At 61.6% G+C, this 13,867-nt stretch carries 15 protein-coding genes; 8 read left to right on the forward strand and 7 right to left on the reverse strand.

The genetic code is table 11. The features are described from left to right. Window positions 1–12 precede the first annotated feature (12 nt). From MLD24_RS11620 to MLD24_RS11635, 4 genes are read right to left on the reverse strand one after another with little or no spacing between them, the layout of a single operon-like run. Window positions 13–702, reverse strand: a complete 690-nt coding sequence (locus MLD24_RS11620; RefSeq protein ID WP_248166755.1) for a histidine phosphatase family protein — start codon at window positions 700–702, stop codon at window positions 13–15. Next, window positions 702–1,766 (reverse strand): phosphotransferase family protein, encoded by a 1,065-nt coding sequence (locus MLD24_RS11625; RefSeq protein WP_227172030.1) that lies wholly within the window; start codon window positions 1,764–1,766, stop codon window positions 702–704. The genes MLD24_RS11620 and MLD24_RS11625 overlap by 1 nt, the downstream gene beginning before the upstream one ends. A gap of 10 nt (window positions 1,767–1,776) precedes the next feature. Continuing rightward, window positions 1,777–2,592, reverse strand: coding sequence for an SDR family oxidoreductase (locus MLD24_RS11630; protein ID WP_248166756.1), 816 nt, complete (start codon window positions 2,590–2,592; stop codon window positions 1,777–1,779). Window positions 2,593–2,631: 39 nt separating this feature from the next. Then, window positions 2,632–3,840: an acyl-CoA dehydrogenase family protein gene (locus tag MLD24_RS11635; RefSeq protein WP_248166757.1), complete on the reverse strand. Its 1,209-nt coding sequence runs from the start codon at window positions 3,838–3,840 to the stop codon at window positions 2,632–2,634. Window positions 3,841–3,953: 113 nt separating this feature from the next. Between MLD24_RS11635 and MLD24_RS11640 the strand changes: the two genes are divergently transcribed. Continuing rightward, window positions 3,954–4,877 (forward strand): LysR family transcriptional regulator, encoded by a 924-nt coding sequence (locus tag MLD24_RS11640; RefSeq protein WP_227172033.1) that lies wholly within the window; start codon window positions 3,954–3,956, stop codon window positions 4,875–4,877. On the opposite strand, the gene MLD24_RS11645 is transcribed toward MLD24_RS11640, so the two are convergent. Both MLD24_RS11645 and MLD24_RS11650 read right to left on the reverse strand, forming a co-directional pair. Then, window positions 4,874–5,230, reverse strand: coding sequence for a hypothetical protein (locus MLD24_RS11645; protein ID WP_248166758.1), 357 nt, complete (start codon window positions 5,228–5,230; stop codon window positions 4,874–4,876). The genes MLD24_RS11640 and MLD24_RS11645 overlap by 4 nt on opposite strands. 45 nt (window positions 5,231–5,275) lie before the next feature. Further along, entirely contained in the window at window positions 5,276–6,040 is a 765-nt protein-coding gene (locus tag MLD24_RS11650; RefSeq protein ID WP_248166759.1) for an EAL domain-containing protein, read from the reverse strand. Between the two features lie 206 nt (window positions 6,041–6,246). On the opposite strand from MLD24_RS11650, the gene MLD24_RS11655 reads away from it, so the two are divergent. Beyond that, window positions 6,247–7,398, forward strand: a complete 1,152-nt coding sequence (locus MLD24_RS11655) for an isocitrate/isopropylmalate dehydrogenase family protein (protein ID WP_248166761.1) — start codon at window positions 6,247–6,249, stop codon at window positions 7,396–7,398. Between the two features lie 115 nt (window positions 7,399–7,513). Then, window positions 7,514–8,773 carry an aspartate aminotransferase family protein gene (locus MLD24_RS11660; RefSeq protein ID WP_248166762.1) on the forward strand — a complete coding sequence of 420 codons (1,260 nt, stop codon included), beginning with the start codon at window positions 7,514–7,516 and terminating at the stop codon, window positions 8,771–8,773. A 59-nt stretch (window positions 8,774–8,832) separates the two neighbouring features. Here the strand turns inward: MLD24_RS11660 and MLD24_RS11665 are convergent, their stop codons facing one another. After that, window positions 8,833–9,810, reverse strand: a complete 978-nt coding sequence (locus MLD24_RS11665; protein ID WP_248166763.1) for a D-2-hydroxyacid dehydrogenase — start codon at window positions 9,808–9,810, stop codon at window positions 8,833–8,835. Between the two features lie 220 nt (window positions 9,811–10,030). Here MLD24_RS11665 and MLD24_RS11670 point away from each other — a divergent pair, with 220 nt between their 5' ends. From MLD24_RS11670 to MLD24_RS21685, 5 genes are all read left to right on the forward strand, one after another. Then, complete coding sequence (locus MLD24_RS11670; RefSeq protein WP_227172039.1) at window positions 10,031–11,254, forward strand: pyridoxal phosphate-dependent aminotransferase; 1,224 nt, start codon at window positions 10,031–10,033, stop codon at window positions 11,252–11,254. 47 nt (window positions 11,255–11,301) lie between these two features. Then, window positions 11,302–11,493, forward strand: coding sequence for a CPXCG motif-containing cysteine-rich protein (locus MLD24_RS11675; RefSeq protein WP_248166764.1), 192 nt, complete (start codon window positions 11,302–11,304; stop codon window positions 11,491–11,493). Between the two features lie 135 nt (window positions 11,494–11,628). Continuing rightward, window positions 11,629–12,198, forward strand: coding sequence for a YceB family lipoprotein (locus tag MLD24_RS11680; RefSeq protein WP_248166765.1), 570 nt, complete (start codon window positions 11,629–11,631; stop codon window positions 12,196–12,198). After that, on the forward strand, window positions 12,195–12,809 hold the full coding sequence (locus MLD24_RS11685; protein ID WP_227172042.1) for a LysE family translocator: 615 nt from the start codon (window positions 12,195–12,197) through the stop codon (window positions 12,807–12,809). Before MLD24_RS11680 ends, MLD24_RS11685 begins: the two co-directional genes overlap by 4 nt. Before the next feature lie 74 nt (window positions 12,810–12,883). Continuing rightward, the gene (locus MLD24_RS21685) at window positions 12,884–13,750 is read left to right on the forward strand and encodes an SEL1-like repeat protein (protein ID WP_248166767.1); all 867 of its coding nucleotides are present in this window, start codon (window positions 12,884–12,886) and stop codon (window positions 13,748–13,750) included. The last annotated feature ends 117 nt before the right edge of the window (window positions 13,751–13,867 follow it).

A 13,867-nucleotide genomic window follows, 5' to 3' on the forward strand; every position in this document is an offset into this window, starting at 1 on the left:
AATCTCTCCGTATTAGCGAAAACTCACCAGGGCCGGGTCTTCGGCCTCCAGGTGACTGTAGTTGTTGAACACCGCCAGACTGCGGCGGCCGCCGGAATAGAGCACCCGGGTCACACTGGTGTTGGCGATCACCTCATTCAGCCCCAGGGTGCGGGCATCATCCAGCCCTAGCAGATGCTGCACCATCACCGAGATCGGGCCACCCGATGTGGTTACCAGCACATCGCTGCCATCGGCAAAGGCCACCAGCTCTTCGAAGGCGGTCAGTACCCGCGCTTTGAACTCAGGCCAGGTCTCGCGGTAGTCCGAGTCATGGTCACCGCTGGCCCAGCGCACCACGGCGGCCACGAACGCGTCCTGAAACGCTTTCGCCGGTTTGGGAAAAGCCTGAAGATCCCGGGCCATGCGGGCCCGGTCAGCCCATTGCGGCCTATAGCACTCGATCACTGCGGTATGATCAAACTCGTCCAGGCCGGCCATCACCCGCATATCGGGCAGGTCACGGCCGAACCCGCTGGCAATGGCCTCAGCGGTTTCCCGGTGACGCTGTAGCGAACCTCCCACCACAGCCTGGGGCGAAACCTTGCCCGCCAGCCAGCGTCCCAGTACCCGTCCCTGCTGCCAGCCCCGTTCCGACAACTGGTCGTAGTTGGCTTTACCAAAACTGGCCTGGCCGTGGCGAATCAGGTAAATGGCTGCCATTACAGCTTACTGGCCTGGATCAGCCGCTGGCAGCGCTGCTGCAGATAGTTGGCGGCCTGGCCGAAGGCTGCAAACCGCTTGTCAGCGGTCTGGCCATGGTAGTAGCGGTAATAGATCTGCTGGATGATCACCGCCAGCCGGAACAAACCGTAGACCTCGTAGAAATCAAAGCTGTTGATCGACAGCCCGGCGCGGTCAAGATAGTAAGCGACCACTTCCTCACGGCTCAGCATGCCCGGCTGGTGCGTGGGCTGACGCCGCAGCATTTGCATACCGGGATCATCATCGGCCTGAATCCAGTACGCCAAGCTGTTGCCCAGATCCATCAGCGGATCGCCAATGGTGGCCATTTCCCAGTCCAGCACGCCGATCACCTCAAACGGGTTGTCGGGGTTGAGCACCACGTTGTCAAAGCGGTAGTCGTTGTGGATCACACACTGACCAATGTCATCGGGCATCTTGTCCTGCAGCCACGCCATCACCGCCTCGAAATCACCAACATCGTCGGTACGGGCCTTGCGGAAACGCTCACTCCAGCCACCAATCTGGCGCTGTACATAGCCGGCGCCCTTGCCCAGACGGTCCAGGCCGGTCGCCTTGGCATCCACCTGGTGCAGCTCCACCAGCTTGTCGATTACGTTCAGGCACAGCTTGCGGGTATCGGCCTCATTGAGGGCCAGGTCGGCGGGAAAATCCTGCCTCAGGATGACGCCCTTGAGCCGCTGCATCACATAGAAATCGCAGCCCAGCACCTCATGATCATCGCAAATTGCTACAATGTCGGGCACGTACGGGTACACCGGCTTGAGCGCCTCCATCACCCGGGCTTCCCGCAGCATGTCATGGGCGGACTTGGCGATCTTGCCGAACGGCGGTCGGCGCAGTACGTAGGATCGGTCGCCGTAATCCACCTGATAGGTAAGGTTGGAGGCGCCGCCCGGGTATTGCCGGATGACTGGTTCTCCGGTCAGCTCTGGCAACGCCTGCTTCATGAAGCGGTCAACCGCCGCCACATCCAGTTCTTCACCCTTGCGGATTGCCACCGCCTGGTCGATCTGGCTCATTGCTTTTCTCCTATTGGGCAGCCTTCGCCATCTTGCCCATCCAGCGTTTGGTTTCCTGGTGCATTAACCAGTCGAATGCTCGGGGGACGTGTCGCTTGAGAACCCACATTCGACGTTCCTTGGCATGGGGCAGCACCCAGAACTGGCCAGTGCGGACTGCGCGATGAATGTCTTCCGCCACTTGGTCGGCCCCCACACTGGAGCGCTTCATCAGTTTGTTGACGTTCTGCTGCATGCCGGGAATGTCCGACCGCATGGTGCTCGCCAGGTTGGTCTGGAAGAACGCCGGGCACACACAGCACACGCCGATGCCGGCATCCCGCAGTTCCTGGCTCAGGGTTTCCGACAGCGCGATCACGCCGGCCTTGGAGACGTTGTAACTGCTCATCACTGGCGCCAGCATCAGTCCCGCCATCGACGCCACATTGACAAAGGTACCGGCGCCCTGGCGCTTGAGCAGCGGTGTGAACGCCTTGCAGCCCCGGACCACCCCCAGCACGTTGATATCAAGAATCCATTCCCAGTCCGCCAGGGTGCTGTCTTCAATGGTACCCGCCGAGGCGACGCCAGCGTTATTGACCACCACGTCTACGCCGCCCCAGCGATCCAGCAGGGTATCGCAAGCCCGTTCCAGATCGGCCAGTTGCCGCACATCGCAGTTCAGATACAGGGGCTCACCACCGGCGGCGCGAATCTCCGCCTCCACCTCGGCGCCCTGCTGCGGGTTGATATCACCAATACAGACCCGGGCACCGTCACGGGCATAGCGCAGGGCAAGGGCACGACCAAGGCCGCTGGCGCCACCGGTAATGAAAATTCGTTGCATGGTTTGCCTCGTCGTTGACTCTGTGAGCGTTGCCGGCGCTCAGCGGTATTTTCTCAGTTCCATCCGCGCCACGGTGGCGCGATGCACTTCGTCCGGACCGTCCGCCAGGCGCAGGACCCGGGCGTAGGCAAACAGCTGGGTCAGCGGGAAATCGTCATCACTGACACCGGCGCCGCCGTGGATCTGGATCGCCTGATCGACGATGGTCTGCAGCATCTGCGGAATCACGGCCTTGATCATGGCCACCTCGGCAAGCGCACCCTGAATGCCTTTGGTGTCCAACAACCAGGCGCATTTCAGCGTCAGCAGCCGGGCCTGCTCAATCGACATGCGGGCGTTGGCAATGATGTCCGGGTTCCCCCCGAGCTTCGCCAGCGGGCGGCCAAAGGCCTCGCGGCTCACCGCCCGTTTGATCAGCAGCTCCAGGGCCCGTTCCGCGGCACCGATGGCCCGCATGCAGTGATGCACCCGCCCCGGCCCCAGACGACCCTGGGCGATCTCGAAACCGCGACCGGGCCCGGCAATGAAAGCGCTGGTCGGCAGGCGCACGTTGTCGAACACCACCTCGCCGTGACCGTAGGGCTCGTCGTAGGCGCCAAACACCGGCAGCATCCGCTCGATCGTCACACCCGGCGTGTCCAGCGGCACCAGGACCATGGAATGCTGGCGATGCTTGTCAGCCTGGGGATCGGTCAGGCCCATGAATATCGCCACCTTGCAGTCCGGGTGACCAATGCCGGTACTCCACCATTTGCGACCGTTGAGTACCACTTCGTCGCCTTCCACCGTGGCGGTGGCCGCCATGTTGGTGGCATCGGACGACGCCACTCCCGGTTCGGTCATGCAGAACGCCGAGCGGATCTCGCCACTGAGCAACCGCGGCAGCCACTCGGCTTTCTGCTGTTCCGAGCCGTAGTGAATCAGCACTTCCATGTTGCCGGTATCAGGCGCATTGCAGTTGAAGATCTCCGGCGCGATAAAGCTCTTGCCGGTTTCTTCAGCGATCAGCGCGTAATCGGAATTGAGCAGACCGCAACCATGGGCCTCGTCGGGAAAGAACATGTTCCACAGTCCCTGGGCCCGGGCCTTTTCCTTGAGTTCACGGATAACCGGCAATTCCACCCAGCGATTGTCCTGGGCCGCCAGCTCGCGATGGTATTGCGCTTCAATCGGAAAGATCTCGTCCCGCATGAATGCCTTGACGCGCTCGAGATAGTCCTGCCCTTTGTCGGAAATAGTGAAGTTCATGGTGATTCCCTCATCAGTCGATTGGCACCAGTCTAGGAGCCCTCAAGTTATCAAGCGACTGAATTATTTTAATCCGCTATCATAAGGCTGACTTATTCACAGATCCGCGAACCATGGCACTGAATCGACTCGACCTGAACCTGCTGCACGTCTTCGACACCATCTACCGGGAAGGCAGCCTGACCCGCGCGGCCCGGGCATTGCACCTGACCCAGCCGGCCATCAGCCACTCTCTCGCCAAGCTGCGCGAACACTTTGACGACCCGCTGTTCACCCGCCAGGGCAACCAGATGGTGCCCACCCCGCTGGCCCGGCGCTTCCTTGCCTCCATGCGACCGGGGCTGACCCAGATCCAGAGCGCCGTTAACCAGTTCCACGCCTTTGATCCCGCCAGCCATCGTAAAACCTACGCCCTGGCCATGCGGGATGTGCTGGAGTCCACCTTTCTCCCCAGCCTGATGGCACGTCTGGAACCCTATCCGGAACTGGAAATCATCAGCCAGCGGGTGGCCCGGCGGGATATGGAGACCCAGCTCGCCGCCGGCAAGCTGGATTTTGCCGTCGACGTGCTGCTGCCGGTGTCCGAGCAGACGGCCCATGAGCGGCTGCGGCAGGATCGCCTGGTGGTCATCGCCCGCAGTGACCATCCGCTGGCCCACGAGCCGCTGACTCTGGACGACTATCTGGCGGCCAGTCATGTACTGGTATCATCCCGGGCGGAGGGCCCCGGTATTGAAGATTTTGAACTGTCCCGGCAAGGGGTTCAGCGGCGCATTCGTCTGCGCTGCCAACACTACTTCGCAGCCTGCCGGGTGGTCGCCCAAAGCGACCTGCTGCTGACCATGCCGGAAACCTACGCCCGTATCATTGCCGAAAACACCGGCCTGGCCCTGCTGACCGCGCCCACCAACCTGCCCGATCTCGATGTCCATCTCTACTGGCACCGGCCATATGAGCAGGAGCCGGCACTGGCCTGGTTTCGTCAGCAACTGCACCGCATCGGCCAGGAAACGGCTGATGTATCAGGGGCGGGCTAAACTGCCCCGACCAGATACAGGAACGCGGCAAACCCGCTACCGGTCACCAGCAACGCCGCCAACACAATCCCCAGCCCCCACCACATGGCAGCGGCATCGGAGATAGCGACGTCGTGGCCGCGCAAGGTTCGGTAAAACGCCCAGGGACCCAACAACAACGCGCCGACACCGGCGAACACCAGCCCAATGGCGACACCGGCGAAGGTCCAGGTTGCCAGCACGGTGGTCCGGTCCGTGAGCTGGTCGACCACACCATGTCGCTGCAGAAAGCGACGACAGAACAGCCACAGCAGCCCAAACAGCGCGATCACAAACAGCACAGCCCCCAAGAGGGTGAGAACACGATAGAACAACTGGGTAACTCCTTGTTACGGTTGGGATCGTTCAGCAAACCCCATTCAACGGGGAATGTAAACCTCAGGCAGCTGTTCAAAGGCTGGCCGGGAAAACAGGTAACCCTGGAATAATCGCACTCCCCGCTCCCGCAACCAGTCGTACTCCGCCTCGGTCTCAATCCCTTCGGCCACCACCTGCACCCCCAGGCGCCGGCAGGTCAGTAACAATCCATCCACCACCGCCTGACTCTTGAGATGCTGCTCGATATTGCGGATCAGCATCATGTCCAGTTTCAGCAGGTCCGGCGGGGTATCCATCAACACATCAAAGCGGTTGTAGCCGGCGCCGAAATCGTCCAGCGCCACGCTGAACCCCATCTGCTGGTAGCTGGCAAGAATCGACAGAAGATGCTCCTTTGACGTCAGCGCCTCGCCTTCGGTGACCTCGAAGATGATCCGGCTGGTATCGAAGTCGTAATGTTGCGCGGCCGCCAGGGTGGTGCGAATACAGTACTCCGCCCGATAGACCGCATTGGGCAGGAAATTGATGCTCAGGCGGGCGGTCATCCCCAACCGCGATGCCAGCTTGACCGCCCGCACCCGACAAACCTGGTCAAAGGCATAGCGGTTGGCGTTATGGACCCGGCCGAGCACTTCACCCGCCGGTTCGCCCTGCTCGCCACGGACCAGGGCCTCGTAAGCGAACACTGTACGGGTCTCGGCATCAACGATGGGCTGGAAGGCAAAACTGATGGAAAAATCCAGTCCCGCGCCACAGGCGCACAACTCACAGTGGGACTCGTCAAACAATTCCTGTGGAACCGACATGCTGCATCCTTTGTCATGAAAGCCGGTAAGACAGTTTCAACACCAGCATAGAAGCTCCAGTGGCACATCAAGCAGGGTCCGGAAGAAGGCTCCGGGCTGGCGAGGGCCACTGCCACAGCTACACTGGTTTCAGGATAGAACAGCCTCACAACCGATGTCGCATCTTGCGACTATTTGCTTGTACGACCGATGGATAAGGAATCCCTATGGCCAAGACTACCCGCATTGCAATCACCCCCGGCGATGGCATCGGCCCGGAGGTCGTCGCCGAAGCCGTTCGCTGCCTGGAGGTACTGAGACAGCAACACCAGCTGGAGCTGGAGTGGGTCCGCTTCCCCTGGCCGTCCCATGCCTGGCACGAGGAACATGGCGAATCCATGCCGACAGACGCATTGCAGCAGTTGCAGGCATTCGACGCCATCCTGCTCGGAGCCCTTGGCGATCCCGGTCCGGTGAACGATCCCGACCGCTACCTGCTGCCGGACAGCGTGTCGCTGGCACCGTTGCTGCAGATGCGCAAGGGCTTCGATCAGTGGGTCTGTGAACGCCCGGCCCGGCTGCTGCCCGGCGCTCGCCAGTACCTGGCGGATGACCGAGCCCGCGACATCGACATGCTGGTGATCCGGGAGAACTCGGAAGGCGAGTATGTCAGCCAGGGCGGCCGGCTGCGCCAGGGCACCCGAGACGAAATTGCCACCCAGATCGAGCTGTTCACCTACCGTGCCACGGAGCGGATCATCCGCTACGGTTTCCAACAAGCCAGACTGCGGGCTGCGCAGCGCCGGGCCGACAATCAGTCGCGTCAGTTCCGTACCCAGGATGGCCGCCAGTGTGACAGCCAGGTCTGCGTGATCACCAAACGCAATGCCCTGCGTTACTGGGGCGACCTCTACACCGAGGTCTTTGAACAGGTGGCCGCAGACTACCCCGATGTCGCCACCCACCACGAGCTGGTGGACGCCGCCTGCATGAAGTTCGTCCAGTGCCCCTGGGCGTTTGATGTGGTGGTAGCCAGTAACCTTCAGGGGGACATCCTGACCGACCTCGCGGCTGTGCTGTCCGGCGGCATGGGCGTGGCGCCGTCCTGCAACCTGAATCCCGACAACCCGGAGCTGCCGTCGATGTTCGAACCCACCCACGGCAGCGCACCCGACATCGCCGGCCAGGGCATCGCCGATCCCACCGCCATGCTGTTCACCACCGCCCGGATGCTGGAGTGGCTGGGCCGTCAGGATCGCCGCCTGGCCGAAGCCGGAAAACGGCTGTTTCAGGCCGTCGCGGATGATCTTGCCAGTCAGCACGGCCAGGCCCGGGATACCCGTACCATTGGCGATGCAGTATGCCAACGGCTGGGCTAGGCAGCCCTGGCAGGGTGATCCGAAGCTTTCAAAGGTTCCCTTGCAACACAGGCATTTAAAATCCTCGGCTTAAGGGCTAGGCTGGGAAAGACCAACTCAATTCGGGAGGTGCACCGTGACGGATCATAAAGGCAAACTGTCTCCCCTGCTGAAGCAGGCAACCGGTATCGTGGCCGCCAAGGGCGAAGGCTGCCATATCATCGACCCGGAGGGTCGCCGTTATCTGGATTTCACATCCGGTATCGGCGTCACCAGTACCGGCCACTGTCACCCCAAAGTGGTTGAAGCGGCCCAGAAGCAGGTCGCCACCATGATCCACGCCCAGGCCACCACGGTGATGAACCCGCGCTTGCCGGAACTGGCAGAGAAACTGGGGGAACTGACCCCGGACAACATCGACGCATTCTTCTTTTCCAACGCCGGCACCGAAGTGGCCGAAGCCGGCATCCGCCTGGTGCGTCAGGCCACCGGTCGCCCCAACATCATTGTGTTCCACGGCGGCTTTCACGGCCGAACCATGGGGTCACTGTCGCTGACCACCTCCAGCGTTGGCCTGCGGGCCGGCGTCAGCCCGATGATGGGCGGCGTGGTGGTGGCGCCCTTCCCCCACGTGCATCACTACGGCTGGTCGGAAGAGGAAACCACCGACTTCTGCCTGCGGGAACTGGACCGCATCTTCGTGACCTACTCGGCGCCCAAGGAAACGGCCGCCATGATGATCGAGCCCGTGCAGGGCGAAGGCGGTTACGTGCCGGCCAACCGGCGTTTCATGGAGGGGTTGCGGGAACGCGCCAACAAGCACGGCATCATGCTGGTGTTTGATGAGGTGCAGGCCGGCTTTGGCCGCAGCGGCCAGTTCTGGGGGCACGACCACTTTGGTGTCAAGCCGGATGCCATCATGATCGCCAAGGGGCTGGCCAGTGGCTTCCCGATTTCCGCACTGGCGGCCTCGGAAGACACCATGGCCAAGGGCTGGCCCGGCTCTCAGGGGGGCACCTACGGCGGCAATGCCGTCGCTGCTGCCGCTGCCCTCGCCACCATTGACGTGATTCGTGAGGAGCAACTGGTGGCCAATGCGGAGGCAATGGGTAAGCGACTGCGGGACGGCCTTGAAAGCCTACAGAAAGACTATCCGGAAATGGAGGATGTCCGTGGCCTTGGCCTGATGCAGGGGGTGGAAATGCGCCGCGACGGCCAGCCGGATGGCGAACGCGCCGGCAAGATTCTCAAGGAATGCGAGCACCACGGCCTGCTGATGCTCCGCTGCGGCCCCTACCAGGAGATCGTGCGCTGGTTGCCACCGCTGATCGTCAACAGCCAGCAGATTGACGAAGCCCTGGGCATCTTTGAGGAAGCACTCAAGGCCACCGCCTGATCTGCTGTTTTCTCAGCCAGCGGCACCGCCCAGGCGGTGCCGCTGGCTGGAGACGCCCCCTATCCCGCGTACCCCAGGGACTTGTTCACCTCATTGAACAGAGACTCCCCCTGGTGCCAGCGATCAAAATTCTCCAGAAACTGATCGGTCAGTGCCCGCCGCCAGCCGATAAAATCCCCTGCCATGTGTGCCGTCATGATGACGTTGTCCCGTTCCCAGAGTGGGTGCTGCGGCGGCAGTGGCTCCTCCTCGAAGACATCCAGCGCGGCACCGGCGATCTGGCCCTGGTCCAGCGCGGCCACCAGATCATCGGTCTTCACAATCGGTCCCCGACCAATGTTGATCAGGCGTGCGGTGTCCCGCATCGCGGCAAAGGCCTGGGCGTCAAACAGGCCCTCAGTCTGCGGTGTCAGAGGCGCGGCAATGACCACATAGTCTGCCAGCCCCAATTGCTCCATCAGTTGCTCCTGGCTGTGTACCGCAACAAAATCCGGGTCGTCATGACGTTCCCGCCGGGCGATACCATGGGCGTGCATTCCCACCGCGGTCACCAGCCGGGCAATCTGACGACCAATCGAACCGGCTCCAACCACCAGCACCTGCCGGCCCTCAGCCCGCTCGGTATCGCGATGTTGCCACTGGTGCGCCAGCTGGTAGCGGATGGATTGCGGGAAGTCCTTGGCGAACATCAGAATCGAGCACAGCACGTATTCGGCGATGGTGCGATCAAAGATGCCCCGGGCGTTGGTTACGGTCACGTGGCCTTCGATCAGGGCCGGAAACATCAATGCATCCACCCCGGCACTGGTGGCGTGTATCCACTGCAACCGGTCCGCCGCCGGCCAGGCCGCCGCCAGCGCCTCGGTGCGGAAATCCGTCACCATCATTACGTCGGTCCCCGGCAGGGTCTCGCGTAGCGAGGCTTCGTCCGAGGCGAGCCGGACCTCGGCGCGGCTGCGCACCGCCTCCAGCCCCGGGGGCTCAGGATCACCCGGGGCAGTCAGCACAGTGACGACAGGACGGACATTGGTGGACATGGCAGTTCTCCATTTGATTGCTAGACATCAGCGCAGTCACGGTTTTAACGAGGCCAGAATCCCCCGCAAACGGTAACGGTTTCCTCAGTCTGGGCGCTGGGAAAAAGCCGGTCAAATTCAGGGGTTGTCCCGCCTGCGTTTCCTGTCTAACCTGCATGAAGGTCCTGAACAATGGTCGTTCGACCTCAGGCCTTCGCCTATGTGATCTCAGGAGGTGTGTATGCCGGAAGCAGCACGGGACGCAACAACCGCCCAGCCACGCAAGATCAAGTACCGCAAGTCTAAAGCCCGCTGGCATCCATCGATGCAGGCGATACCGGTTCCAGGCATTCGCCGCATGGTCAACATGGCCGCCACCATGAAGGACGTGATACACCTGTCCATTGGCCAGCCCGACCTGCCCACGCCCCCGCACATCGTCGATGCCTACATCGATGCCCTCAGGGCCGGCCAGACCGGCTACACCATGGACGCCGGCCTGCCGGAGCTATTGGTGGCACTGCGGGACTATTACGGCAAGCGCTACAACCGCAAGCTGACGCGGGACAATATCCTGATCACGTCCGGGGCCACCGAGGCCATGTACCTGGCCATATCCGCCACCGCCGCCCCCGGCCGCCAGTTCATCGTGACCGACCCGTCGTTCCTGCTGTATGCACCACTGATCCGCATGAATGGCGGTGAGGTGAAGTTCATACCGACCCACCCGGAGAACAACCACCAGCTCGATCCCGACGAAGTGATCCGCGCCATGGGATCGCGCACGTTCGCCATTATCCTCAATTCCCCCAACAACCCGACCGGCGCGGTCTACCCCCGCAGCACCATCGAAACCATCGTTGAGGAATGCGCTTACCGCGGCATCCAGATCTACAGCGACGAAGTGTACGACCACCTGATCTTCGATGACGACGACTACGCCAGCGTGCTGAGCTGCGCCGTCGACCTCGATAACATCATGTGCATCAGCAGCTTCTCGAAGACCTACAGCATGGCCGGTCTGCGGGTGGGCTGGGTGATTTCCAGCCAGGCCGCGATCAAGTCGCTGCGCCGTTACCACATGTTCACCACCTCGGTAGCCAACACCCCCTCCCAGTTTGCCGGAGTGGCGGCGCTGACCGGCGACCAGCAATGCACCCGGGACATGGTCAATATCTATCGCGAGCGCCGCGACAAGATCATGGACCTGATCGACGAAACGCCACACCTCACCGGTTACAAGCCCGGCGGTGCGTTTTTCTCGTTCCCCAACCTGCCACCTCATGTGGACGGCTCCGATCTGGCCCTGCGCATGCTCAAGGAGACCGGTGTTTGCGTGGTACCTGGCGATGCCTTCGGGGAGGATACGGCAAACGCCCTGCGGTTCAGCTTCTCCACCTCCTGTGAAAAACTGGAGGAAGCGTTCGACCGCATCATCCCGTGGATGGCCAAACAGCAGTTCTGATCAAACAGCAGATCTGACCAAGCAACCCGACGGACACAGACCGCACCATGGCAGCCCTGGAACACGCCACCATACAATGCCCCTACTGCTGGGAAATGCTGGACATCAGCATCGACCCCAGCGTGTCGGAGCAGACCTATGTGGAGGACTGCCAGGTCTGCTGCCAACCCATCGTTATCACGGCTGCCATTGACGACCGGGGTGAACTGACCGTCACCGCCGAGGCGGAAAACGCTTGAACCGTCGCTGACGTATGCCCGGCCGTGGGCGTCAGCGACGGGTGACCGATCAGTAATACGCCACAGCGCCCCCCAGCAAGGCAATTACAGGTAGAATAACGACAGTCCGACTCACTCCGACCCTAGAGGCCCGCGATGAAGCAACTGCTCTCCACCTGTCTGTTGGCCCTGACCGTCAGCGCCTGCGCCAGTTTCTCCCCCTATTCCATCAGCGAGGGCACGCTGGAGAACCATCTCGCCCGCGCCATCAATGACTTTGACCGGCAGCAGCTCCAGGCCGGTTCCCCCCTGAGCGTCACCCTGAACGATGCCGACATTACCCTGGGGCCCGACGGCCGTGACGTCGCGGTGATCGACATCGACGGCCAGATTGCCGTCAACGCGCTGATGACCAAGATTCCGGTGGATGTGTTTCTGAAAGTGGAAGGCGCGCCCGTGTACGACGCCTCCGAGAAAGCCATCTTCATCCGCCGCCTTCAGTTGCTGGACAGTCGCGTGGAATCCAACCTCTTCAATCAGGACCTCAAACCGCTCACCGACACGGTGATGCGGGCCGTGGCCCAGTTGCTGGAAACCGTTCCGGTGTACCGGCTGGATGAGTCCGACGCCCGCCAGCGGCTGTTTGGCATGGTGCCCATGGACATCCGCGTTGCCCCCGGGCGCATTGAGTTGGTGATGGACGAGCAGAAAGGTCGCGCGCAATGATCACCATGGAATTCCTGGTCACCTGCCTGGTGCTGGTGCTGATCCCCGGCTCCGGTGTGCTCTACACCGTTGCCACCAGCCTGGCTCGAGGCCCCCGCTCCAGTGTCGTCGCCGCCTTTGGCTGCACCCTCGGTATCCTGCCCCACCTGGCGGCAACGGTGCTCGGTCTGGCCGCCATCCTGCACACCAGTGCCGTGGTGTTCCAGGTGCTGAAGCTGGTGGGCGCGGCCTACCTGCTCTACCTGGCGGTACAGACCTGGCGCAACCGGGGCGGGTTTGCCCTGGAGGAAAGTGATGACGGTGAAGGCTCCGGCAACCTGGTGGTACGCGCCATCCTGTTGACCATTCTCAACCCCAAGCTGAGCCTGTTCTTCCTCGCCTTCCTGCCACAATTCGTCACCGTGGGTGCCGAACAGGCCACCACCCAGTTGGTGGTCCTCAGCGCCGTCTTCATGGCCATGACCTTTGCCGTCTTCGCTGGCTACGGCTTCCTCGCCAACCTGTTCCGCCGAGCAGTGATGGAGTCCCCCAAGGTCCAGGGCTGGCTCCGCCGCGGCTTTGCCAGCACCTTCGCCGCCCTCGGCGCCAAGCTGGCCCTGGCGGAGCGGTAGCTGATCGGTTCAGCCATTGCGAAGTCAGGGCCTCCCTTTGCCCAATATGGAATGTTAAAAAAGGAACTTTAGTAGTGATTCACACCATCAAATCACTGGTAGCCGGCGGCCTGCTGCTGGCTACAACAGGTTGTGCAACAACAGACACAGGCAGAGCGATTGCGTTGCTCGAAGAGGACCGGGACCAGGAAGCCCTGGTGTATCTTGAGAGATCCGCTCAGGCGGGAAGCAAGTATGCGGCGCTGCTCGCAAGCTTTCTTTACTTGTCCGGCGATCAGATTCCGGCCGACTTCGACAGCGCAGAGAAATACCTGAAGCTGGCACGAAGCCTGGAGGACGTACATCAGGGCCAAGTAATTGACTACTTCACGGTTCTGGCCGAATCACAGTGGATGTTCTACGACGGCGATCCAGCCAACGATGAAACTGCGGCGAACCTGCTTCGCTCAGATAATTACGCCGACTACGCACCGGCGCTCCGGCTGCTGGGAACAGCCTATGGATTCGGCATAGGCGTTGAGAGAAACCATCGTTTGTCCAAGCTCCTGTACGAACGTGCGATCGAGCATGATGACGGCAGCACAGCAAAGTCCCACTATGCTTGGTGGCTGGTCGCGCATCCAGACGAAAATTACAGGAACCCGCCCCATTCCCAGCGACTTCTGAATGAGATCATGACTGATTCGGAGTGGCCGGATCATCCGATCGACTACAAAATAACCGCCGCGATCTTTGCGGCCAACGGCGACTTCGACCAGGCGCTCCACTATCAGGGGGAAGGCATCCAGAGGCTCAAGGTGCTCGAAGACAATTCCGCCAATTTCCACCGACAACTGGCGAGTTACCGATGTCTAGAGCGAGCCTACGGACACCGGATTGCCTGGCATTATGAGCCGGAGGATACCCCCTTCGACTACCATGCGATCACACCTTGCCGCTAATTGCCATCAGGCAAAAAAAGGCACGCCCACATGGGCGTGCCTCAGACTGCTGACAAACCCTCGCCATGGTAGCGGGGGTTTGTTGTAATTGGGCCAGCGACTTTCCAGAGGCTGCCC

The organism is Marinobacter xestospongiae (assembly GCF_023156385.1).
GTDB lineage: Bacteria > Pseudomonadota > Gammaproteobacteria > Pseudomonadales > Oleiphilaceae > Marinobacter > Marinobacter xestospongiae.